Below are 21,545 nucleotides of genomic sequence, written 5' to 3'. Positions count from 1 at the left end.
CGCAAGGTTAGAACAGCGAGCCCTGGTCCTCGGCCGCCTTGGCGGCACGCCGGCGGGGAGCCGGGCGCGGGCGCGGCGGCGCGCCATCCTCCTCGGCGACAGCGCGGCGCCGCTCTCCGGCCGCGAACTCCACCTCAAAGCTCATTCCCGGCAGAAGGTCGGCCGCGCGCGTGACGGGATTGTTGTCCGTGTCGCGAATGATGGCATAGCCGCGCGAGAGCACGCGCATCGGACTGAGGCTCTCGACCATGCGCCCGGCGGTGGTGAGGGCGCCCCTCCGCGCCTCCATGGAGTGCGCCAGCGCGGCCTCGAAGCGCTGGGCGAAGACGTCGAAACGGGCGCGCTTCTCGTCTCCCTTGGCGGCGATGGCCTGCGGGCGCAGCAGCGAGGCGACGCGGTCGAAGCGTTGGCGCCTGAGGCCGACGGACGATTGCAGGCCGTGCAGGATGCAGGCGTCGGCATGGCGCAGTTCGGCCCGCTTCTGCTGCACCGAATGCTCCAGCGAGGTGACGGAAAGCCGCGCGCCCGCCTCGCCGAACAGGCGGCGCTTGTCGGAGAGCCCGAGCCGCAGCGAGCGCGACAGCCCGCTCGCCGCCTCGTCCAGGCGGCGGCGCGGCAGGGCGAGCAGCATGTCGGGCGAGGGCAGGGCGCGGGCGAGGCCTGCGACCGCCCGGCGCTCGTGCTCCATGAGGCGAAACGCTGCCCCGTCCTGGCGGGCATGGAGCCCGGCAAGAGCGGCCGAGATTTCGGCCTTCACCGGCACGGCGATCTCGGCGGCGCCGGTGGGCGTCGGCGCGCGCATGTCGGCGACATGGTCGATGAGCGTCCAGTCGGTCTCGTGGCCGATGGCGGAGATCAACGGAATGGAACAGGCGGCGACGGCGCGCACCACAGCCTCGTCGTTGAACCCCCAAAGGTCCTCCAGGCTGCCGCCGCCGCGCGCCACGATGATCACGTCCGGTCGCGGGATCGGTCCTCCCGCCTCGATGGCGTCGAAGCCGGCGATGGCGCGCGCCACCTCCTCGCCTGACGTCTCGCCCTGAACGCGCACCGGCCAAACCACGAGATGAACAGGAAAACGGTCGGCGATGCGGTGGCGGATGTCGCGGATGACGGCGCCGGTGGGCGAGGTGACGACGCCGATGACGCGAGGCAGAAAGGGGAGCTTCTTCTTGCGCTCGGCGGCGAAGAGCCCCTCGGCCTCCAGCTTCATGCGCCGCTCGTTGAGGAGGGCCATCAGCGCGCCGGCGCCTGCCGGGGCGATCTCCTCGATGACGATCTGGTATTTCGACGAGCCGGGATAGGTGGTCAGCCGGCCGGTCGCCACGACCTCCAGCCCTTCCTCGGGCTTGAAGGCGAGCTTGGCATAGGTCGCCTTCCAGATCACCGCCTCGAGGCGGGCGCGCTCGTCTTTCAGAGAGAAGTAGCAATGGCCTGAGCTGTGGCGTCCGCGAAATCCGGAGATTTCGCCGCGCACGCGCACCAGCCCGAACCGGTCCTCGATCGTGCGCTTGAGGACGCCGGAGAGTTCGGTCACCGAATATTCGGTGATGTTCGAGGCGGGCGTTTGCGGTTCGTCGAGAAGGGTCATCGCTTGTCTTTTCAATCGCGGCGGCGAGGGCGGCCTGTCGTCTCGTCAGGCGGGCCTGGAGCCGGCGTTGGGCAGGGCCGCGCGCGGTAGGCGGATCGCGCCGCTGTCGGTCATGTGCGGGCGCGACTGCGTTGCCGGCGGCACGAGGTTCTGCAGGCTATCGCGAATATGGTCGATCAGCGCCGTCACCAAGGGGCCTTCCGCGTTTCGGGCGCGCAGGACGCCCACCTCGGTCGCCTCCAGGTGCGGGAAGCCTTCATAGGGGCCGAGAACCCGCATTCCCGGCCTTAAGGCGCACTCGGGCAGAACGCTGACGGCAAGGCCCGAGAGCACCGCCGAGGTGACGATCTGCGCCGACCAGGAGGAGAAGAGTACCCGGTAGCGCCGCCCCATCGCGTCCAATGCCTTGCAACCCTGGCGCCGCCACGGGCAGTCGACGCGGCCGAGGGCGAGCGGCAGGATGGACCGGTTGTGAACGTCGTGCGCCGCCGATGTGACAAAGTGAAGCGGCTCGCGCCGCACGATTTCGGCGATGTTGCTGAAGTCGCGGCAATCGGAGACGAGGGCGACGTCGAGACGGCCCTTCTCGATGTGTTCGGCGAGAAAGACCGAAGGCTCGCAAGCGATCTCCAGCTCGACAAGCGGATTGGAGCGCGCGAAGCGCGCCAGGATTTCCGGCAGGAAGCGATCGGCATAATCGTCCGGCAGGCCGATGCGCACATGGCCCTGCATTGCGTCCTCGTCGAAGGCCGAAAGCGTTTCCTGCGACAGCGCAAGGATCTTGCGCGCGTATGCAAGCAGCCGGTGGCCGTCCTCGGTCAGACGGACGCTGCGGCCGTTGCGCTCGAACAGCGGCACGTGCAGCCGCTCCTCCAGCTTGCGCATCTGCATGGAAACCGCCGACTGGGTCTTGAAAACCTCCTCGGCGGCGCGGGTGAAGCTGCCTGAGTCCACAATGGCCACGAAGGTCTTGATCTGGTCGAGGTCGAGGGGCGTCGACATGGTCTTCTCACATCAGAACCAATGATCAATCATATAAGCAACATTCGTTGGACTGATCAATCGCGCGCGCCTACATTCCACCCTGTCAGGAACATCTTCCCTTTGCCCGAGCCGGCGGCGCCTATGGCGACGTCGGAGCGGGCGACCTTTTCCTGGCGCCATGACCCGACGAGGAGATGCAGTCATGACGGTCATTACCAAGGTCCCCACAACGCGGGTGTCCGGCGGCTTTCTTGCCAATGTCAGCGTTCTTTACGCGGCATGCGGCGCCATTGTCCGCGCCGTCATCAATCGTCGTCAGGCACAGCGCATCGGCGAGCTGCCGGATCATCTTCTGACGGATATCGGCCTGAAGCGCGACGACGTTTATGAAGCGCTCAATCAGGACTGGCGTGAAGACCCCACCTACCGGCTCGCGCTTACGGCGAGCCAGCGTCGCAGGGTCATTCGCCTCTAAAATCCTGCTGATCGGCGGCGGGCGGCACAGAGCCGCGCGCCGCTTGTTTTCCAATGATGGGCGAGGGACACTCGCCGCATCGACACTCTTTTTTCTCAGTGCAACGCATCTCCGCCGACGGCGTTCTCAGCGCCGGCGGGCATACCGATTGGCGCCGGTGTCGAAACGCGAAAAGAGCACGATCATCTCGCGCGTTCCCTCGCCCGACGAGCCGGCGCTCCATTCCTGCGTTTTTCCGACCCTTCCGTCCCAGGTTCCACCGCGCCGGGCGCCGCCGAAGCCAGTGACGGCAACGCGCGCCCCACTGCTGTCGGCGAGGAAGAGGTGGAAACCGGCAAAGGATCGAGCGGCGGCATCGTTACCCTGGCGGATGCTCGCAGGACTGCTCTTCTGCGCTTCGGGTGCCGCCATATCCTGATCTTCCGACAATGAACTCGCCGGCTTGGCGCAGACTTGCTCCAGGTAGGAGGAGTGGAATCCGGCTTGCCCATCTTCGAAGATCGATTTTTCGGTCTTCGTTCCGATGCTCCCCGTCGCTCTCTCTCGGGTGATCCTTTCCAGGGTCAGGGCGGCGAGCGTCGGCATCACCTTTTCGATCGTATCGGGCGCGATGCTGGTCAGCAATGAGGCATGCCGCGCCACGGCTGCGGCCAGCGCCCCCGAACCGAAGAACGAGGCCATGAAGCGGCGGGCGGAGGGGCGGCAAATATCGATGCTGGCAACGCCGTCGCGTGGCAACAGCGACAGCATGTCGTGGGCGAAGACGGCGCGGCCACCGCAGCGATTTTCGACGCGCCGAAGAGTCAGCGCGAACGCTGGAGCCACGGCCTCGGCAATGTTGCGCATCTCCTGCTGGCTGATCAGATAGCGTCGCGCGAGATGGTGGACCGCCCGTCCGCCGTCGCCCGCCGTCAGCCAGTCAAAGAAGTCGATCATGCCGCGGTCCTCCCCGTTCAAAGAACTGGCACCGACGCGAGACAAATTGGGAAAAGCAAGGCTTCTGTTGATCCGGACGGATCCCCCATTCAACTCAGAATAGTTGGTCGCAGAGCCCCGTCAATAGGCGAGATGCTGAAACACGCGTTCCATGGAGCGGTCCCATTGCTGCTCGTAAAGCCGGGCCAGTTCCTCCGCCGATGTGGTTCCGCGGGCGACAACTTCCTCCAGGGGCGCAAGGAAGAGGCTTTCGTCATGGCCTTCCTCGTTGCGCTGGTCGCGGGCGACGAGGCCCCGCCGGGCGAGCTTCACGGCGGCGCGCGCGAGCTCCAGCACGGACCCGTCGCGGAACGGCGTGCGGAAGCCGCTGCGGGGCACTTCCGCCCGCATTGCGTTGACCTCCTCGAAGCTCCAGTCGGCGGTGAGCGCCTCGGCTTCTGCCAGGATCGCCTCGTCGTAGAGCAGGCCGACCCAGAAGGCGGGTAGGGCGCAGATGCGCCGCCACGGGCCGCCATCGGCGCCGCGCATTTCGAGGAAGCGCTTCAGCCGCACGTCGGGGAAGAGGGTGGACAGATGGTTCTCCCAGTCGCCGAGCGTCGGCTCCGCGTCGGGGATGGTCCCCTTGAGCGCGCCGTCGATGAACTGGCGGAACGTGACGTGGGTGGCGGTGTGGTACTTGCCGGCGCGCATGACGAAGTACATCGGCACGTCCAACGCCCATTCGACATAGTCACGATAGCCGAAATCGGGCTTGAAGGCGAAGGGAAGCAGGCCGCTGCGCCGGTTGTCGACGTCCTTCCACACTTCCGAGCGCCAAGAGACGAGACCGTTCGGACGCCCGTCGGTGAACGGCGAATGCGCGAACAGCGCGGTGGCGACCGGCTGGAGGCGCTGGCCGATCTGCATCTTGCGGCGCATGTCCGCTTCCGACGAGAAGTCCAGATTCACCTGGATGGTGGCGGTGCGGTACATCATGTCGAGCCCGCGCGTGCCGACCGTCGGCATGTAGGCGCTCATGATGTCATAGCGCGACTTCGGCATGCGCGGCGTCTCGGCCAGCGTCCAGGTCGGGCTGGAGCCGATGCCGAGAAACTCGATGCCGTATTCCTTTGCCACCTGACGCACGTGGCGAAGGTGCTCGTTGGATTCGCGGCATGTCTGGTGGATGGTCTCGAGCGGGGCGCCGGAAAGCTCGAACTGGCCACCCGGCTCGATGGAGATGGCGCCCTTGCCGTCCCGGGCCGCGAGGCCGATGATTCTGCCCTCGTCGAGGATGGGTTCCCAATCGTTAATCCGGCCGAGACCCTCCAGCATCTTCTGGATGCCGCGATCGCCGCCATAGGGCACCGGCGATAGGTCGCAGGCATAAAAGCCGAACTTCTCGTGCTCGGTGCCGATGCGGAACCGCTCCGCCGGCTTTTCACCCTTTCGGATATGGCCGACGAGGTCGTCCATGGAGGTGATCGGCGTTGCATCGGTCGTATCGCGCGCCATGAAATTCTTCCTTCAAACCGCCTTCAGCCGCCGACCAAGCGGTCGGACTTCATCTTGTTGCTGCCGCCTTGCCGGGTGCGGCGCAATATTTCAAGATGGGCGAGGCGGCGGCGTCGGCATGTGTGCCCAATCGCCCACGGCGGCCTGAACGACGGCAAGCGCCGCGACGGCCGCCGTGTCGGCTCTCAGGATGCGGGGGCCGAGAGAGATCGGGGTAGCGTCGGGATGCCCGGCGATCAGTTCGCGCTCGGCCTGCGAAAAGCCTCCCTCGGGGCCGATCAACACGGCGAGGGGACCCGGCTTTATTTGGCGAAGCGCCTCGATCGGGCTCGCGGAATCGGCCTTCTCGTCGCAGAAGATGAGGCGGCGCCCATCCTGCCAATCGGCGAGGCAGTCGCTGAGACGAACCATCGGGCGGCATTCGGGAATCGTCAGGATGCCGCACTGCTCGGCCGCCTCGATGGCGTTGGCCCTCATGCGCTCGATGTTGATATGCGGCGCCTGGACGTGCTGCGTCATCACCGGCTGGAGGACCGAGGCGCCCATCTCCACCGCCTTCTGAACCATGTAGTCGAGGCGCGCGCGCTTCAGCGGCGCGAAAAGGTAGACGAGATCGGGAGAGATGGTCTGCGGCCGCGTGCGATGCTCGGCGACGAGCGCGAGATCGCGCTTGCCGGCGCGCTCCAGCCGTGCGCTCCATTCGCCGTCCCGGCCGTTGAAAAGCAGCACCGTGTCGCCATCGCCGAGGCGCATCACGTTGATGAGATAGTTGATCTGGTCGGCCGTTGCCCCCAGCCTGCCGCCGGCCTCGAGCGTGCCGTCGACATATAGCCGGGGGCTGCGGAAATCGTAGTCGGGCATTCCCGTCCCCTTTCCCTCTCGCCGAGACACATCGTGCGGAGAGGTCAAGGCTTCAAGAGCCCACAGTCTCAAGGCTTGGCGCCAGTGTGCGATTCCGCAAACACCGCCGCCGTCGCCGCTCAGGTGGTGAGGTCGTCCACCCGTGTCGGCGAGCTGGGATCGGAGGCGGGGAAGCTTTCGTCCGAGGCTTCGTCGACCTCTTCCTGCTCGGTCATCGGGCGCTCCTGGTTGCCCGGCGTCTTCTTGTCGTCGACGATCTGCTCGGTGCCTGTCTCCCGGTCCTTGCGGGTGGCATCGGGATCGGTGTTGGTCTGGAAGGTTCGGCTCATGTCTTGCTCCTTCGCGCGGGGGCTTCGTCCAGCAAAACGGCGGGGGAGCCTTCCCGTTCCGCTCAGGCGGTGCGCCGGGCGAGGGCGGCGGCGACGCCCGCGCCCATGAGGAGGCATGCGCCGGCGCGGGTGGTGGCCCTGAGGACGGAGCGGCGGGCCAGAAGACCGCGGGCGCTGGAGGCGAGCATCGCGTAGAGATAGGCGTTGACGATGCCGAGCACGACGAAGACGGCGACCAGCAGCGCCGCCTGGGGTGCGAAGGCGTGGCCGTGGTCGATGAACTGGGGCACGAAGGCCAGAAAGAAGATGATGCCCTTGGGGTTCAAGGCCGTGACGACAAAGGCGTCGAGGAAGACCTGGAACACCGGCGCCTCGCTCTCGGCCTGGGGCAGAACGCCGAGATCGGGCACCGGAGCGCGCCAGAGCTTCACCCCGAGGAAGACCAGATAGGCGCCGCCGATCCATTTGAGGATCGTGAAGGCGGTGGCCGAGGCGGCGAGCAGCGTGCCGACGCCGGCAATGGACAGCGAGGCGGCGAGAAGATCGCCGAGCCCGACCCCGAGAACGCTGGCGAGGGCGACGCGCCGCCCATGGGCCAGCGCCTGGGAAACCACCATGACGATGGTCGGCCCGGGGATCACCAGAAGCACGACGCTGGCGAGAACGAAGGCGGCAAGGACTGCGGGAGCGACCGGCATCGCGATCTCTCGGGTGCTGAACTTCGATAATGAAGCCACGCCGCCGAGGGAGCGTCCACCCGAAAATTCATCCTGAGACGAAAAAGCCCGCGCGGGGGGCGGGCTTCATCGCGATTTCCAGGCGAGCGGTTGCGTCAGCTCCCGAAGATCAGCTTCAGCAGCCCGACATGGCCGCGCGTCTCCTGATAGATACGGTCGCGGCCGCGCCCGTCGGGGCCGATCACCACGACCTTGGTGCCCTTGTCGGCTCGTGAATAGAGATGCTTAACGTCCTCGTTCATCATGCGGATGCAGCCCGAAGACATGCTCTGGCCGATGGACCACGGCTGGTTGGTGCCATGAATGCGGAACATCGAGTCGTGGCCGTTGCGGTAGAGATACATGGCGCGCGCGCCCAGCGGGTTGTCCTGGCCCCCTGGCATGTAGGCCGGCAGGATGTGCCCCTTGGCGCGCTCACGGCGAACCATGGTGGCCGGCGGCGTCCAGCCCGGCCACTCTTCCTTGCGGCCGATCTTCATGTTGCCCGACCAGCCGAAGCCCTCGCGGCCGACGCCCACGCCATAGCGCGTGGCCAGGCCCTTGCCTTCGACATAATAGAGAAAATGGCGCTGGGTATCGACGATGATGGTTCCGGGCGTCTCGCCGGTCTTGATCTCGACCCGCCGGCGCTGGAACTGCTCGGCGGGTTTGCGCGTGTGCAGCTGGCGCGAGGCGACGGGCACGACGCGCGCCCCGTCGGAGGAACTGGCGAAGGCCGGCGCCGGCAAGGCAAGCCCAAGGGTGAGAAGCGCGGCGAGCGCCCACGGCATCTTCGTCATCAAATGAAACCCCTCAATAGTTTTTCGTCCCGACCGAGCTTTTCATAGACCCGATCGGTGACAATTGCTCAAGATCGAAATGACTCCTGCATGAAGAGAAACATGGCGCCTGTTGCGCCATGCCCTCACCATGGCGTTCCTATCGCACGATCACCTTGGTTCCGACGTCGACGGTCGAATAAAGCTCGGTGACGTCCTCGTTGCGCATGCGGATGCATCCCGAGGACATGGCCTTGCCGATGGTCCAGGGCTGGTTGGTGCCGTGGATCCGGTAGAGCGTCGAGCCGAGATACATGGCGCGCGCGCCGAGCGGATTGTTCTCGCCGCCCTTCATCATGGCCGGCAGGATGCGGCCCTTCTTCTTCTCGCGCGCGATCATCTGTGCCGGCGGGCGCCAATCGGGCCATTCGCGCTTGGCGCTGACCTTGTGCGTGCCGGCCCATTCGAAGCCCGGCTTGCCGACGCCGACGCCGTAGCGGCGCGCCTTGCCGTCCTCCAGCACATGATAGAGATACTTGGCCTCGGTATCGATGATGATCGTGCCCGGCGCCTCGCCGCCCTGGTAGTCGATGGTCTGCGGCAGGAAGGCGGGATCGATACCCCGGCCCTTCTTCGCCGGCTGGGTGGGCGCAAGGGCTGCCTCGCGCACCTGCGCCTGGGCCGGCGCGCGGCTCGCCTTCGGGGCAGGCGGGGGCGGCAGCTCGGCGGCGCGGGCGGGTCTCGGCTGAGGCGGCGCGGCAAGGAGGACGCCGCTGGCGCGCGGGTCCATGGTGATGGGGAAGCCCGGATCGCCGGAGGAATAGACGACGCCGTTCCTTGCCTGATGGGGCTTGCGGTAGTCGGCGACGGCGCCGCTACCCGGCGAGAGCTGGAGCAGCCAATCGCTGGCGATGGACGGATCGACCTTGACCGGAGGGCGCTGGCCATTCTCGGCATGAGCCGGCCCGGAGCCGAGCGCCACGACAAGCGCAAGCGCGGCGACGGCGGCGAGATACGAACGCGGAATCATGAGGCAACCTGATCGTGGATCGGAGAACGACAGGGCGCTGCTGAGCGCCGATGCAGACAATTTGCGCGAGAATTGGCAAGCGAAAGGTGAATCGATCCGCCCCGCGAACGATCGTCCACGCAAAGACTTCGTTATGGTTAGCATTCCGTATCCACCCGGCGGGCAGAGAGAGGCTTGCCTGTGACGCACCGCTCGGCCATCACTGTCGGCCATGAGCACGATTTTGGACGATGGCCTGCGGCCGGGACCGGACGGGGAGGCGCGCTGCTTCTGGGCCGGCGATGACACGGAATATCTGCGCTATCACGACGAGGAGTGGGGCCGCCCCTCCGCCGAGGACGACCGCCTGTTCGAGAAGCTGTGCCTGGAGGGCTTTCAGGCGGGGTTGTCGTGGATCACGATCCTCAGGAAGCGCGAGGCGTTTCGCGAGCTGTTCCATGGCTTTGCCATCGACAGGGTCGCGACGATGGGCGAGGACGATATCGAGCGCATCGTCAAGGATGCCCGCATCGTGCGCCATCGCGGCAAGATCGCCTCGGCGATCAACAACGCCAAAAGGGCCCAGGAGGTGAGGGCGGAGTTCGGTTCGCTCGCCGCCTTCCTCTGGTCGTTCGAGCCGACGGCGGAGGAGCGACCCGAGCGCATGAGCCTCGAATGGGCGCGGGCGAACACGACAAGCCCGTCCTCCGTCCGCCTCTCCAAGGCCCTGAGGAAGCGCGGTTTCACCTTCGTCGGCCCGACGACGATCTATGCCTTCATGCAGGCCATGGGCTTCGTCAACGACCATTTCGAGGGCTGCCGCTGCCGGCAGGCTTGCGAGGCGGAACGGGCCGGGTTCGTGCGACCTGCGGCGACTGCGGATGTGCGCGAGCGAGGCTAAGGTCCGACTTAGATCCAGTCACCGCGTCATCCTCGGCCTTAAGGCCGGGGATCCATGCCGGAGACAGTTGAACCGCCAGGTCGTCTGACGGGCTGTTGCCGTCCCGGCATGGATCCCCGCGCTTCGCGCGAGGATGACGGAAACGAAGGAGCATAAGAGCGGCATGCCGTTCTATCCCGCCTTGTCGCTCGGCAGGTGATCGGATAACACGCGGCTGTCGGTTTCGCCGCGCGGGAGGCTCCCACGCGGCTTCTTGTCATGAACTCAGCGACGGGCAGTTTTTCCCATGGCCCCCAAGAAACCCAACAAGGTCAAGGCGCGGGTGCCGCGCGGCTTCATCGACCGGACTCCCGAGGACCTGCGCGCCCAGGACGCGATGCTGGCGGTGATCCGCGAGGTCTACGAGCGCTACGGCTTCGAGCCGGTGGAAACGCCGATGTTCGAATACACCGACGCGCTCGGCAAGTTTCTGCCCGACAGCGACCGGCCGAACGAGGGCGTGTTCTCGCTCCAGGACGACGACGAGGAGTGGCTGTCGCTGCGCTACGATTTGACGGCGCCGCTCGCCCGCTATGTGGCGGAAAACTTCGAGAACCTGCCCAAGCCCTATCGCAGCTACCGCGCCGGCTACGTCTTCCGCAACGAGAAGCCGGGGCCGGGGCGCTTCCGCCAGTTCATGCAGTTCGATGCCGATATCGTCGGCGCGCCGAACGTCTCGGCCGACGCCGAGATGGCGATGATGATGGCCGACACCATGGAGGCCCTCGGCATCAAGCGCGGCGACTACGTCATCCGCGTCAACAACCGCAAGGTGCTGGACGGTGTGCTCGACGCCATCGGCCTGGAGGGACAGGCGGAGCGACGGCTGACGGTTCTTCGCGCCATCGACAAGCTGGACAAGTTCGGCGTTGCCGGCGTGCGCGAACTCCTCGGCAAGGGTCGGCTCGACGAGAGCGGCGACTTTACCAAGGGGGCGGAGCTGGATGAAGGGCAGATCCTGCGACTCGAAAAGCTCTACTCGGTCCAGGAGGAAGGGCGAAAAGACTTTTTCCTTTTCATGAACGCCGCTGAGCTTCTTCAAGATGATTCGGTCTTTGGCGAGCCAACTGAAACCATGGGAGATGTTGCAGGCGCCAATGTGTGGGCAAATCCCCGGTTTCTCGACATTATCCTAGAGGAATTTCTGGATTCTCCAGCAGTCGTCGCGGGCTTGGAGGAGTTGAAGAATATCTCTGCTTTCGTTCGCGCTGCGGGCTACGGAACAAAGCGGATCCGCATCGACACCTCCGTCGTGCGCGGCCTGGAGTACTACACCGGCCCGGTTTTCGAGGCCGAGCTTCTGTTCGACGTGACCAACGACAAGGGCGAGGTGGTGCGCTTCGGCTCGGTCGGCGGCGGCGGTCGCTATGACGGGCTCGTCGCCCGCTTCATGAGCCAACCGGTCCCGGCCACCGGCTTTTCGATCGGCGTCTCGCGCCTCCAGACGGCGCTGAAGAATCTCGGCCGCCTCGGCACGGCGGCGCGCCCAGGCCCGGTGGTCGTCACCGTCATGGACCGTGACCGGCTCGCCGACTACCAGCGCCTGACGACCATGCTGCGCAACGGCCTCAACGCTCCCGGCCAGCCCGTCGTCCCGGTCGAGATGTTCCAGGGCAACCCGAAGCAGTTCGGCAAGCAGCTGCAATATGCCGACCGGCGGAACTCGCCCTGTGTCGTCATCCAGGGCGGGGACGAGAAGGCGGCCGGCAAGGTGCAGGTCAAGGATCTCGTGCTCGGCAAGGAGATGTCCGAGGGCATCTCCGACAATGCCGAATGGCGCGAGGCGCGCGCCGGCCAGGAGGTGGTGGACGAGGCGGAGCTGGTCGACGCGGTGCGCCGCATCCTCGCCCGTCAGGCGTCCGAGCGCCTCAAGCAGGATTGAGCAAAATGGACGGGCTGGAGGTTTCCCCCTTCGACGGGCCGCTGCTCGCGCTGTTCGAAAAGCGCGGGGCGCCGCTCGTCTCCGTGCCCATCCTGCAGCCGGCCGACCCCTATCTCGACACGGCGGGCGAGGCGCTTCGCCGACGCATCTTCCTGACGCGGGGCGAGGGCGGGGAAAATCTCTGCCTGCGCCCCGACTTCACCATTCCCGTCTGTCTCAGCCACCTCGCCGAGCGCCAGGCGCTGCCACGCCGCTATTCCTATCGCGGGCTGATCTTCCGCCAGCAGCGTAGCGGCCCCGCCGAATTCATCCAGGCGGGCGTCGAGGATCTCGGCGAACCCGATCTGGCGAGCGCCGACGCGCGCGCCGTCGCCGATTCCCTGGCGGCGCTGGAAGCCTGCGGTGTTGGCGCGGGAATGCAGACGATCCTCGGCGATCAGGGGCTGTTCGAAGCCTTCCTTGCCGCGCTCGGCCTGCCCGATGGCTGGCAGCGGCGCCTGATCCGCACCTTTGGCGAGAACGCTCTTCTCGGCAAGGCAATGGGTGCGCTGGCGCGCGGCGCCAAGCCTTTCACGCTCGATCCCGCCCTTCGCGACTTGGCCAAGGCCGGCGAAGCGGGTGAGCTGACCCGCGAGATTCGCGTGCGGATGAGCGAAGCGGGGCTTCCGATCCACACCGGACGCTCGCCGGGCGAGATCGCCGCCCGTCTGATCGAGAAGGTGGCGGTGGCCGAGACACGGCTCGACGAGGGCGCGCTCGAAGCGCTTCGCGCCTTCCTGTCCATCGATTGTTCGCTGGATCAGGCAAGGGAGCGGCTGACCTCCGTCGCCGGCCGTCGCGGGCTCGATCTCGGCCCCGCGCTCGCCTTCTTCGAGGCGCGCAACCACGCGCTCGATGCCGCGATGGTCGATCTTTCGGCGATCCGCTACCGCGCCGCCTTCGGTCGCCCGCTGGATTACTATACCGGCCTCGTCTTCGAGGTGCGTGAGCCCGGCTCCGCCGAGCCGCTGGTCGGTGGCGGGCGCTACGATCGCCTTCTGGATTATCTCGGCGCCAGCGAGGCTGTTCCCGCCGTCGGATTCTCGCTCTGGCTCGATCGCGTCGCGACCCTCACCGGAAAGGACGGACGATGACGCTGACCCTGGCGCTGCCCTCCAAGGGCCGGCTCAAGGACCAGACCGTGGAGCGCCTCGCCGAGGTCGGCATCATGGTTTCCTCGCCCGAGGACGCGCGCAGCTACCGCGCGAACGTCGCCGGTATCGAGGGACTGGAAGTTCTTCTGCTCTCGGCCTCCGAGATTGCGCGCGAGCTGCGCGACGGCGGCATCGACTTCGGCGTCACTGGCGAGGATCTGGTGCGCGAGACCATCCCCGATCCCGACCGGTCGGTGGAGATCGTCGCGCGCCTCGGCTTCGGCCATGCCGATGTCGTGGTGGCCGTGCCGGAAGCCTGGGTCGACGTCGAGGCGATGGAAGACCTCGACGACGTCGCCGCCGGCTTCCGCCAGAAGCACCGCAGGCGCCTCCGGATCGCGACCAAGTATGCGCGGCTGACGCAGTCCTTCTTCACCCGCCGCCATGGCATCCAGAGCTACCGCATAGTCGAGAGCCTGGGAGCGACGGAAGGCGCGCCGGCGGCGGGCTCGGCCGACATCATCGTCGACATCACCTCCACCGGCTCGACGCTCGTCGCCAACCGGCTGAAAGTGCTGTCGGACGGCGTGATCCTGAAGTCCGAGGCCTGCCTCGTCATGGCCAAGCGTGAGCGCGCCGAGGCCGACGCGCTTCTCGCCGCGGAAATCGCCGCCCGCTTCGACTGAGCGACGGGTCGTCCCTCAGGCGAACTTGCGCGCGCCCGTGTGCGAGCGGGTGTCGAAGGCGAAGGCACCGGGGCCAGCGGCCGCGAGCGCGAGGAAGCCGCCGGCGAGGCCAATGTTCTTCATCAACGCGGTGGAATCGCCGAGATGGGCGAGGAGGCCGGTCGCCACGCAGAACAGCGCGAGAAGAATGGCGACGACGCGGGTCTGGAAGCCGACGAGGATCGCAAGACCGCCGAAGAACTCGAAGGCGCCCACGATGTAGGCCATGGCGAGCGGCGCGGGGAAGCCGAGGTTGGTCAGATAGCCGGAGAAGCCGGCGGCGCCCATCAGCTTGCCGAAGCCCGAGACTATGAAAAGCACGGAAAGAAGCAGCCGGCTGAGCGGCAGGATGTTGGCGGACATAATGTCTTTGCTCCACGGATTGGATCGGTGGGAGCAAAGTAAGCGCTCGGCCGTGAAACGATAGAAGCCGAAACGAAAACTGGCTGTTCAGTCAGACTGAACAGCCAGCACGAATTGTTCATCGAATGTGATCGGATGCGATCTCAGCCGGGATGAACCATGTTCCCCGGAACCACGATCGCATCGTACTCCTCGGCTGTGACGAGACCGGTGGCGATCGCCTCCTCGCGCAGGGTCGTGCCGTTCTTGTGGGCCGTCTTGGCGATCTTGGCGGCGTGATCGTAGCCGATCTTGGGCGCCAGCGCGGTGACGAGCATCAGCGAGCGGTTGAGCGCCTGGCGGATGTTGTCTTCCCGCGCCTCGATGCCGACGACGCAATTGTCGGTGAAGGAGTGGGCGGCGTCCGACAGCAGGCGAACCGATTGCAGGAAGTTGTACGCCATCACCGGGTTGAAGACGTTGAGCTCGAAATGGCCCTGGCTGCCGGCGAAGGTGAGGGCGGCGTGGTTGCCGAAGACCTGCACGCACACCTGCGTCATTGCCTCGCACTGGGTCGGGTTGACCTTGCCCGGCATGATCGAGGAGCCGGGCTCGTTTTCCGGCAGCGCCAGCTCGCCGAGACCGGAGCGCGGACCCGAGCCGAGGAAGCGGATGTCGTTGGCGATCTTGAAGAGCGAGGCCGCCACCGTGTTCACCGCGCCATGGGAGAAGACCATGGCGTCATGGGCGGCGAGTGCCTCGAACTTGTTCGGAGCCGAGGTGAAGTCGAGACCGGTGATCTCGGCGATCTTGGCTGCCACCTTCTCGGCAAAGCCGACCGGGGCGTTGAGCCCGGTGCCGACGGCGGTGCCGCCCTGGGCGAGCTGCATCAGGCCGGGCAGGGTCTGCTCGATGCGGGCGATGCCGTTCTCGACCTGCTGGGCATAGCCGGAGAATTCCTGGCCAAGGGTCAGGGGCGTCGCGTCCTGGGTGTGGGTGCGGCCGATCTTGATGATGTCCTTGAAGGCCTCCGACTTCGCCTTCAGCGCGCCATGAAGCTTCTTCAGCGCCGGCAGGAGATCGTGAACGAGCTGCTCCGCGCAGGCGACATGCATGGCCGTCGGATAGGTGTCGTTCGATGACTGGCTCATGTTGACGTGGTCGTTCGGATGAACCGGCGACTTCGATCCCATCTGGCCGCCGAGCATCTCGATCGCCCGGTTGGAGATGACCTCGTTGGCATTCATGTTGGACTGGGTGCCCGAGCCCGTCTGCCAGACCACCAGCGGGAAATGCTCGTTGAGCTTGCCTTCGACCACTTCCTGGGCCGCGTCAACGATGGCCTTGCCGATCTTCGTATCGAGCTTGCCAAGATCCATGTTGACCTCGGCGGCGGCGCGCTTGACGATTCCCAGCGCGCGCACGATCGGCAGCGGCTGCTTTTCCCAGCCGATGCGGAAATTCTGCAATGAGCGCTGCGCCTGAGCGCCCCAGTACTTGTCGTCCGCCACTTCAATGGGGCCGAATGTATCCGTTTCCTTCCGGGTCTCTGTCATGTCTCTCGCCCTGGTTGCTCCTTCAAGACGCATCGCGCCGCTCGGAATGCATCCTTCCTAGTCGTCTTGGCGCCGGAGAGAAAGCCTCTGCGGCATGCTGCCGCCTTGGAGGCGAAGGGGCGAAACGCCGCTTTTCAAAATGAAACGGCCGCCCAAGGGGCGGCCGCCGCAGAAAATCTTGGATTGGGCGCGGCTTAGTCCAGCGCGTCCTTGACGGCGTCCTTGACCTTGCCGACGTTCTTCTGGGTCTTGCCCTCGACCCGGTCCATTTCGCCTTCCGCCTTCATCCGATCGTTATCGGTGAGGTCGCCGGCAGCCTTCTTGACCTTGCCGCCCATTTCCTTGGCGGCGCCCTTGACTTCGTCCTTGTCCATTTTCTTGTTCTCCTGTTGACCGGAGGCCAACGAATGTTGGTCTTGCACAACAAACGGCGTCAGGCCCGGAGGGTTCCACCTCGTGCGAGAAGGCCGCCGATCTGGAGAGCGGCAAGCAGGCAGATCAGAACGCCGACCGCGCGAAGCAAAAGACGTTCTGGAATGATCCGAACGGCGTAGCCTGCGAACGGCGCTGCGACGACGCCGCCGATGATCAGCCCGAGGACGGGAACGGCATTGGATGCCAATCCTTCCGCCTGATCCCAATGCCCCGTCACCAGGGCGAGGAGGAAGCCGGCGGAGACTGCGACCGTCAGGAGAAACTCCGCGGTGTTCACCGTGCCGACCACATAGCGGGGCTGGCCGCCCGCGCCCAGGAGACCGGAAGTGACGATCGGGCCCCAACCGCCTCCACCAACGGCATCCAGGAAGCCGCCGATGGCCGCCAGGGGCAGCACCAGTGGGCCGCGAACGGGCTTCTGCGGGATGCGTCGGAAAGAGCGGATCAAGAGGTAGATACCGATGATCGTGAGATAAATCGCCACATATGGCTTCACCACAGAGCCATTGACGCTGGTGAGCACATAGGTGCCCGTTACGCCGCCGGCGATACCGAGCGGAACCAGGCGCCAGAACAAAGGCCAATCGACATTTCGGTGAATGAGATGCGATCCGCCCGAGGCGGCGGTGGTGAAGAGTTCGGCGGCGTGAACCGAGGCCGATGCTTGAGCCGGTGCCACGCCGAAGCTGAGCAAGACGGTGGATGAGACGACACCATAAGCCATGCCCAATGCGCCATCGACCAGCTGCGCCAGTCCGCCGACGAGGAAGAAGAGAACGAAATCGCCCATGCAGGATCTCCCAACAATGCCCGTGATGATACTCCTGCTTGCATCGGCGTAGTGGGAGATTGGCGGCTCTTTACTGGTCGATTGAAGAGAATTCCTTCTCTTGAGGAGAGCCTCGGCGATATGTTTCGAACTTGCCGGGCATGGACGGGAGACTTGTCTGCATTCGAAGCGGCGCTAAGGCGCCGGCCCCAAACAAAAGAGGCCCGGCGCCTTAGCGCCGAGCCCCTGATTCTCGCCGATCTGGAGGGATGCGCGCCGGTCGCACCCGCCCCTCCGGCCGCCGGAAGGCCAATGCGTCAGAACGGAATGCTCAGTCCGATGCGGCCGCCGACGGCGTTGACGCCTTCGTCATCCAGATCGAGCGTGCTGTTCGCCTGGAAAGACCAGTTCTCGTCACCGGCCAGAACGAAGCCGGCCTCGAGGCTGCCGAAGATGCCATCGCCGATATTGTCGAACGAGTTTCCGTCGTTCGAGGCAAGTCCGACGCTGGCGCCGAAGGTCGGCGTCATCGTCCAGCCGTTGTCGAGCGGCACGGCGTAGCTGAACTTCGCTCCGGCGCTGAAGCGCAGGTCGTCCTCGGTGAAGCCGGAGACATCGACGCTGCTGGCGCCGCTTTTGACCGAGTAGTCGTCGACACTTTCGTTGAGGTAGCTGACCTTGAGGTTCGGTCGGATCATCAGCGCACGGTAGCCGAGCACACCCTCCAGCTTGGCCGTGGCCATGAAGCGGGTGGTATCGAAGTCGCCCTTGAAGCTCTCGAGGTCGACGGTGTTCCAGCTCTGGCCATAGTAGAGGCTGCCGTCGAGATAGAGGCTCGGGGCCAGCTCGTACGATGCGTAGGGCCCGATCAGGAAGCCGTCGCCATCGACATCGGCATCGTTGGTGGTGTCAGTCGTGTGGTCGGCATGCAAGGCGATGCCGAACAGGAACTTGTCCGTCACCAGATAGTCGGCGCCCATCGAGACCAGGCCGAAATTGTCCCAGTCGTCGTTCTGGTTGTCGTCACCGTCCTCCTTGTGGAGAAGGAAGGTGCCGCTGACCCAGGCGTTGAAACGCGGCAGGGCGCTTGCGTCCACAGGCGCTCCCGTGGCGGCAAGCCGCGCCGCTTCGATCTGGGCCGTGGAGGACGAGAAGTTGACTCCAACGCCGTTGCCATTGGGCGTCATTTCCAGCGTACCCGGCGTCTGGCCGCTCGACATCATCCGCCGTTCCACCAGACCGGGCGTTGCGACGTGATTGGCGAGAAGGCTCTGCCGGGCACTGACGAAGTTGCGCACGGCCCGGTCGGCGGCCTCCGCCACGGCGGTCTGGTCGAGCGGAACCACGTAGGTCACGGTGCCGGTGTTCGAGGTGCCGAGAGCGCTCGTGAGGGTGTAGCCGACGACGGCGGTGCCGGTGTACTGCGGATTGGGCGTGAACTTCAGGTAGTAGCCCCGCGGCCTGACAGCGTCGAGCGCGGCGACTTCGCCCTCGATGATCTGCGCCGTTCCCGCGCTGGCCGGCTGAACATAGCTGACCGCCGCGTCGTTGAACGGACCGCCGGTCGCACCCTGGTTGAGGTAGACATTGGCCGGCGCTTCGCCCGGAGCGAGTTCCACCACCTTGTCGGCCGCCGCGACCTGCTGCGGCACGACCTTCAGGGTGTAGGAGGCGGAGCCGATGGCTCCGTTGCCATCGGTGACCTCCAGCGTGAAGCTGTAACTGCCTGCGGTGCCGGCTTTAAGCGGGCCCGTCAGGGTGCCGGTCGACACGTTCAGCACGAGGCCGTCCGGCAGCGCGCCGGAGGCGAGGCGGTAGACCGTGGTGCCGGTGCCACCCGAAACCGAGATGGTCTGGCTGTAGGCCTCGCCTGCCATGGCTTCGGCAAGCGCACCTGCCTTCGGGGTGAAGGCGAAGACGACGTCGGCTGCCTTGATCTTGATAGTATAGGCGGCGGTCTGAGTGGCATTGGCGCCATCGGTGGCCGAGACGGTGATGGTGGCGGTGCCGGCGGTGGTCGGCGTACCCGACAGGATGCCGGTGCCGGCATCGAAGGCGAGGCCCGCGGGCAGGCCGGTGGCCCCGGCGAGCGTGCCGTTGGTCACGGTGATGGTCTGGCTGTAGGGCGTGCCGGCGGTTGCGTCGGGCAGAGCCCCGGCGGCCGGCGCGAAGGCGACCGCCGCGGCCTCGACCGTCAACGTATAGGCGGCGGTCTGAGTGGCATTGGCGCCATCGTTGGCCGAGACGGTGATGGTGGCGGTTCCGGCGGCCGTTGGTGTGCCGGAGATGGTGCCGGTGCCGACGTCGAAGGAGAGGCCCGCGGGTAGGCCGGTGGCCCCGGCGATCGTACCGTTGGTCACGGTGATGGTCTGGCTGTAGGCGATCCCCGCCGTGGCGCTGGGCAGCGGCCCGGCAACCGGCGCGAAGACCACGGCGTCCACCGCCTGCACCTTCAGGGTATAGGCGGCGGTCTGAGTGGCATTGGCGCCGTCGTTGGCCGAGACGGTGATAGTGGCGGTTCCGGCGACCGTCGGTGTGCCGGAGATGATGCCGGTGCCGACGTCGAAGGTGAGGCCCGCGGGCAGGCCGGTGGCCCCGGCGATCGTACCGTTGGTCACGGTGATGGTCTGGCTGTAGGCGACCCCCGCCGTGGCATTGGGCAGCGGCCCGGCAGCCGGCGCGAAGACCACGGCGTCCACCGCCTTCACCTTGAGGGTATAGGCGGCGGTGACGGTCTGGCCGGCGCCGTCCTTGACGCCGACGACGATGGAGTAGTCGCCGGCGATGGCCGGTGTGCCGGAAACCAGGCCGGTGGTCGTGTCCATGGTCAGACCCAGCGGCAGCCCCTTGGCGCCGAGGATCGAACCGTTGGTCACAGTGATGGTCTGGCTGTAGGCGACCCCCGCCGTGGCGCCGGGCAGCGATCCGGGAGCCGGCGAAAAGATGACGCCGGCTGCGTTGACTGTCAGAGTATACTGGGCGGTCTGGGCAACGTTGGCTCTATCCAGGGCAGAGACGGTGATGGTGGCGCTGCCCGCGTTGATCGGTGTGCCGGAGATCAGGCCGGTGCCAGCATTGAAGGACAGACCCGCCGGCAAACCGGTCGCGCCCGAGAGCGTGCCGTCGGTGACGCTGATCGTCTGGCTGTAGGCGGTGCCGGCGGTGGCTGCGGGCAGGGCGCCGGCAGCCGGCGAGAACACAGGCGCCGGCACGGTGTACTGGTAGGCTTGATCGAGGACGGGAGAGCCGCCGGGGCTGTAGAGCTGAACCCACAGCTTGCTTGTCGGCCAGTTCGGATCGGCAGGCGGCACCTTGACCGTGATGGAGTTGGCGTCGCGGCTGATGATCTCGGCCTGCTTCAGGTAGAAGTGGACCTCGGTCACGCCCTGCAGATTGCTTCCCTGAACGACGGCGAGATTGCCGCCCTCGACCGGGCCGGACGAGGGATTGACGCTCGTGATCGTCGGCACCGCATTTTGCACCACCAATGTATAGTTGGCGGTCTTGGCGACGTTGGCGAGATCCTTGGCGGAGACCGTGATAGTGGCGTTGCTGACGGTTGTCGGCGTGCCGGAGATGATGCCGGTCGACGGATCGAAGCTGAGCCCCGCGGGCAGGCCCGTCGCACCCGTCAGGGTGCCGTGGGTGACGGAGATGGTCTGGCTATAGGCGGTGCCGACGGTTGCCTCCGGCAGGAGGCCGGCGGTCGGTGAGAAGGTGACAGGCGGCGCGGCGTCGATGGTGACCGAGTACTGAACGGTCGTCTCGACATTGTCCCCATCCTTCATCTTGAAATCGAGCGGGTAGGTCCCGCTTCGCAGAGGCGTCCCGTGAAGCCGGACGACGTTGGCGCTCAGTTCCGGGGTCAGCCCCCAGACACCGGGGGTTCCGTAGCGATCGAGCCGCGTGGCGGTTCCGTTGGTGATGGTGATGCTCTGATCATAGGCGACGCCCACGGCCGCGTTCGGCAGGGCGCCCGGCGTCGGCGACAGCACGACCGGGGCAGCCTTGACGGCGAGCGTGTAGGTGGCCGTGGCGGGCGTATTCGCCGCATCATCGGCGCTGACGGTGATGCTGGCGCTGCCCGCTGTCGTGGGCGTGCCGGAGATGATGCCGGTCGACGGGTCGAAGCTCAACCCCGCTGGCAGGCCGCTCGCGCCGGTCAGCGTGCCGTGGGCGGCAGTGATGGTCTGGCTGTAGGCTGTGCCGACGGTGGCGTCGGCCAGAGCGCCGGCGGCTGGCGAGAAGGTGACCGCCGGAGCCTTGACCTTCAGCGTGTAGTTGGCGGTCCCGGTGGTGTTGTTGCCGTTCGTCGCCGAGACCCTGACAGAATAGTCGCCAGTCATGGTGGGCGTGCCGGAGATGACGCCGGCGCTCGGATCGAAGGAAAGACCCGCCGGGAGGCCGGTCGCGCCGGTGAAAGTGCCGCCCGAGACGGTGATGGTCTGGCTATAGGTCACGCCCAGCGTTGCGTCCGCCAGGGCTCCGCCGGAGGGAACAAAGTTGATCGGGCGGTAGAAATATTCACCAGCTATCGTATGTGTTGATGAATACAATATATAAATACCGCAGCTTACAGTGGTATTATA

General features: G+C 66.1%; 19 protein-coding genes. 5 read left to right on the top strand and 14 right to left on the bottom strand.

What is annotated here, in order from left to right; translation table 11 throughout:
• Window positions 1–7 precede the first annotated feature (7 nt).
• Both xseA and B5D38_RS07625 read right to left on the bottom strand, forming a co-directional pair.
• Window positions 8–1,591, bottom strand: coding sequence for an exodeoxyribonuclease VII large subunit (gene xseA / locus B5D38_RS07630; RefSeq protein ID WP_078707798.1), 1,584 nt, complete (start codon window positions 1,589–1,591; stop codon window positions 8–10).
• Window positions 1,592–1,636: 45 nt separating this feature from the next.
• The gene (locus B5D38_RS07625) at window positions 1,637–2,593 is read right to left on the bottom strand and encodes a LysR family transcriptional regulator (protein ID WP_078707797.1); all 957 of its coding nucleotides are present in this window, start codon (window positions 2,591–2,593) and stop codon (window positions 1,637–1,639) included.
• A gap of 184 nt (window positions 2,594–2,777) precedes the next feature.
• Between B5D38_RS07625 and B5D38_RS07620 the strand changes: the two genes are divergently transcribed.
• Window positions 2,778–3,050, top strand: a complete 273-nt coding sequence (locus tag B5D38_RS07620) for a YjiS-like domain-containing protein (RefSeq protein WP_078707796.1) — start codon at window positions 2,778–2,780, stop codon at window positions 3,048–3,050.
• Window positions 3,051–3,176: 126 nt separating this feature from the next.
• On the opposite strand, the gene B5D38_RS07615 is transcribed toward B5D38_RS07620, so the two are convergent.
• The 7 genes from B5D38_RS07615 to B5D38_RS07585 all read right to left on the bottom strand — a co-directional run bounded on the left by B5D38_RS07615 (window position 3,177) and on the right by B5D38_RS07585 (window position 9,195).
• Complete coding sequence (locus B5D38_RS07615) at window positions 3,177–3,986, bottom strand: hypothetical protein (RefSeq protein ID WP_078707795.1); 810 nt, start codon at window positions 3,984–3,986, stop codon at window positions 3,177–3,179.
• Between the two features lie 120 nt (window positions 3,987–4,106).
• Complete coding sequence (locus B5D38_RS07610) at window positions 4,107–5,480, bottom strand: glutamate--cysteine ligase (RefSeq protein ID WP_078707794.1); 1,374 nt, start codon at window positions 5,478–5,480, stop codon at window positions 4,107–4,109.
• 90 nt (window positions 5,481–5,570) lie between these two features.
• Complete coding sequence (locus tag B5D38_RS07605; RefSeq protein WP_078707793.1) at window positions 5,571–6,341, bottom strand: 16S rRNA (uracil(1498)-N(3))-methyltransferase; 771 nt, start codon at window positions 6,339–6,341, stop codon at window positions 5,571–5,573.
• A gap of 119 nt (window positions 6,342–6,460) precedes the next feature.
• Complete coding sequence (locus B5D38_RS07600) at window positions 6,461–6,670, bottom strand: hypothetical protein (RefSeq protein ID WP_078707792.1); 210 nt, start codon at window positions 6,668–6,670, stop codon at window positions 6,461–6,463.
• Between the two features lie 62 nt (window positions 6,671–6,732).
• Window positions 6,733–7,368, bottom strand: coding sequence for a LysE family translocator (locus tag B5D38_RS07595; RefSeq protein ID WP_078707791.1), 636 nt, complete (start codon window positions 7,366–7,368; stop codon window positions 6,733–6,735).
• A 134-nt stretch (window positions 7,369–7,502) separates the two neighbouring features.
• Window positions 7,503–8,186: a L,D-transpeptidase gene (locus B5D38_RS07590; RefSeq protein ID WP_078707790.1), complete on the bottom strand. Its 684-nt coding sequence runs from the start codon at window positions 8,184–8,186 to the stop codon at window positions 7,503–7,505.
• A gap of 139 nt (window positions 8,187–8,325) precedes the next feature.
• Window positions 8,326–9,195 (bottom strand): L,D-transpeptidase, encoded by an 870-nt coding sequence (locus tag B5D38_RS07585; protein WP_078707789.1) that lies wholly within the window; start codon window positions 9,193–9,195, stop codon window positions 8,326–8,328.
• Window positions 9,196–9,406: 211 nt separating this feature from the next.
• Between B5D38_RS07585 and B5D38_RS07580 the strand changes: the two genes are divergently transcribed.
• From B5D38_RS07580 to hisG, 4 genes are all read left to right on the top strand, one after another.
• A complete protein-coding gene (locus tag B5D38_RS07580) occupies window positions 9,407–10,075 on the top strand; it encodes a DNA-3-methyladenine glycosylase I (protein ID WP_078707788.1) in 669 nt (222 codons plus the stop codon).
• Between the two features lie 286 nt (window positions 10,076–10,361).
• Window positions 10,362–11,996 carry a histidine--tRNA ligase gene (gene hisS, locus B5D38_RS07575; RefSeq protein WP_078707787.1) on the top strand — a complete coding sequence of 545 codons (1,635 nt, stop codon included), beginning with the start codon at window positions 10,362–10,364 and terminating at the stop codon, window positions 11,994–11,996.
• Between the two features lie 5 nt (window positions 11,997–12,001).
• The gene (locus B5D38_RS07570; protein ID WP_078707786.1) at window positions 12,002–13,129 is read left to right on the top strand and encodes an ATP phosphoribosyltransferase regulatory subunit; all 1,128 of its coding nucleotides are present in this window, start codon (window positions 12,002–12,004) and stop codon (window positions 13,127–13,129) included.
• The gene (gene hisG / locus B5D38_RS07565; protein ID WP_078707785.1) at window positions 13,126–13,815 is read left to right on the top strand and encodes an ATP phosphoribosyltransferase; all 690 of its coding nucleotides are present in this window, start codon (window positions 13,126–13,128) and stop codon (window positions 13,813–13,815) included. Before B5D38_RS07570 ends, hisG begins: the two co-directional genes overlap by 4 nt.
• A 15-nt stretch (window positions 13,816–13,830) precedes the next feature.
• On the opposite strand, the gene B5D38_RS07560 is transcribed toward hisG, so the two are convergent.
• The 5 genes from B5D38_RS07560 to B5D38_RS07540 all read right to left on the bottom strand — a co-directional run bounded on the left by B5D38_RS07560 (window position 13,831) and on the right by B5D38_RS07540 (window position 21,512).
• On the bottom strand, window positions 13,831–14,217 hold the full coding sequence (locus B5D38_RS07560) for a DoxX family protein (RefSeq protein WP_078707784.1): 387 nt from the start codon (window positions 14,215–14,217) through the stop codon (window positions 13,831–13,833).
• 143 nt (window positions 14,218–14,360) lie between these two features.
• Complete coding sequence (fumC, locus tag B5D38_RS07555; protein WP_078707783.1) at window positions 14,361–15,752, bottom strand: class II fumarate hydratase; 1,392 nt, start codon at window positions 15,750–15,752, stop codon at window positions 14,361–14,363.
• 194 nt (window positions 15,753–15,946) lie between these two features.
• On the bottom strand, window positions 15,947–16,126 hold the full coding sequence (locus B5D38_RS07550) for a CsbD family protein (protein ID WP_078707782.1): 180 nt from the start codon (window positions 16,124–16,126) through the stop codon (window positions 15,947–15,949).
• A gap of 59 nt (window positions 16,127–16,185) precedes the next feature.
• Window positions 16,186–16,977: a sulfite exporter TauE/SafE family protein gene (locus tag B5D38_RS07545; protein ID WP_078707781.1), complete on the bottom strand. Its 792-nt coding sequence runs from the start codon at window positions 16,975–16,977 to the stop codon at window positions 16,186–16,188.
• A gap of 296 nt (window positions 16,978–17,273) precedes the next feature.
• A complete protein-coding gene (locus B5D38_RS07540; protein ID WP_245318890.1) occupies window positions 17,274–21,512 on the bottom strand; it encodes a putative Ig domain-containing protein in 4,239 nt (1,412 codons plus the stop codon).
• Window positions 21,513–21,545: the final 33 nt, after the last annotated feature.

The organism is Consotaella salsifontis (assembly GCF_900167365.1).
GTDB lineage: Bacteria > Pseudomonadota > Alphaproteobacteria > Rhizobiales > Rhizobiaceae > Consotaella > Consotaella salsifontis.
Note: the sequence above shows the minus strand (reverse complement) of the source record. Positions and strands in the feature narration are given on the sequence as shown.

What these genes read in the sequence shown, in the direction of transcription:
- xseA (WP_078707798.1), bottom strand. Translation starts at nt 1,591, where the DNA reads ATGACCCTTCTCGACGAACCGCAAACGCCCGCCTCGAACATCACCGAA.
- B5D38_RS07625 (WP_078707797.1), bottom strand. Translation starts at nt 2,593, where the DNA reads ATGTCGACGCCCCTCGACCTCGACCAGATCAAGACCTTCGTGGCCATT.
- B5D38_RS07620 (WP_078707796.1), top strand. Translation starts at nt 2,778, where the DNA reads ATGACGGTCATTACCAAGGTCCCCACAACGCGGGTGTCCGGCGGCTTT.
- B5D38_RS07615 (WP_078707795.1), bottom strand. Translation starts at nt 3,986, where the DNA reads ATGATCGACTTCTTTGACTGGCTGACGGCGGGCGACGGCGGACGGGCG.
- B5D38_RS07610 (WP_078707794.1), bottom strand. Translation starts at nt 5,480, where the DNA reads ATGGCGCGCGATACGACCGATGCAACGCCGATCACCTCCATGGACGAC.
- B5D38_RS07605 (WP_078707793.1), bottom strand. Translation starts at nt 6,341, where the DNA reads ATGCCCGACTACGATTTCCGCAGCCCCCGGCTATATGTCGACGGCACG.
- B5D38_RS07600 (WP_078707792.1), bottom strand. Translation starts at nt 6,670, where the DNA reads ATGAGCCGAACCTTCCAGACCAACACCGATCCCGATGCCACCCGCAAG.
- B5D38_RS07595 (WP_078707791.1), bottom strand. Translation starts at nt 7,368, where the DNA reads ATGCCGGTCGCTCCCGCAGTCCTTGCCGCCTTCGTTCTCGCCAGCGTC.
- B5D38_RS07590 (WP_078707790.1), bottom strand. Translation starts at nt 8,186, where the DNA reads ATGACGAAGATGCCGTGGGCGCTCGCCGCGCTTCTCACCCTTGGGCTT.
- B5D38_RS07585 (WP_078707789.1), bottom strand. Translation starts at nt 9,195, where the DNA reads ATGATTCCGCGTTCGTATCTCGCCGCCGTCGCCGCGCTTGCGCTTGTC.
- B5D38_RS07580 (WP_078707788.1), top strand. Translation starts at nt 9,407, where the DNA reads ATGAGCACGATTTTGGACGATGGCCTGCGGCCGGGACCGGACGGGGAG.
- hisS (WP_078707787.1), top strand. Translation starts at nt 10,362, where the DNA reads ATGGCCCCCAAGAAACCCAACAAGGTCAAGGCGCGGGTGCCGCGCGGC.
- B5D38_RS07570 (WP_078707786.1), top strand. Translation starts at nt 12,002, where the DNA reads ATGGACGGGCTGGAGGTTTCCCCCTTCGACGGGCCGCTGCTCGCGCTG.
- hisG (WP_078707785.1), top strand. Translation starts at nt 13,126, where the DNA reads ATGACGCTGACCCTGGCGCTGCCCTCCAAGGGCCGGCTCAAGGACCAG.
- B5D38_RS07560 (WP_078707784.1), bottom strand. Translation starts at nt 14,217, where the DNA reads ATGTCCGCCAACATCCTGCCGCTCAGCCGGCTGCTTCTTTCCGTGCTT.
- fumC (WP_078707783.1), bottom strand. Translation starts at nt 15,752, where the DNA reads ATGACAGAGACCCGGAAGGAAACGGATACATTCGGCCCCATTGAAGTG.
- B5D38_RS07550 (WP_078707782.1), bottom strand. Translation starts at nt 16,126, where the DNA reads ATGGACAAGGACGAAGTCAAGGGCGCCGCCAAGGAAATGGGCGGCAAG.
- B5D38_RS07545 (WP_078707781.1), bottom strand. Translation starts at nt 16,977, where the DNA reads ATGGGCGATTTCGTTCTCTTCTTCCTCGTCGGCGGACTGGCGCAGCTG.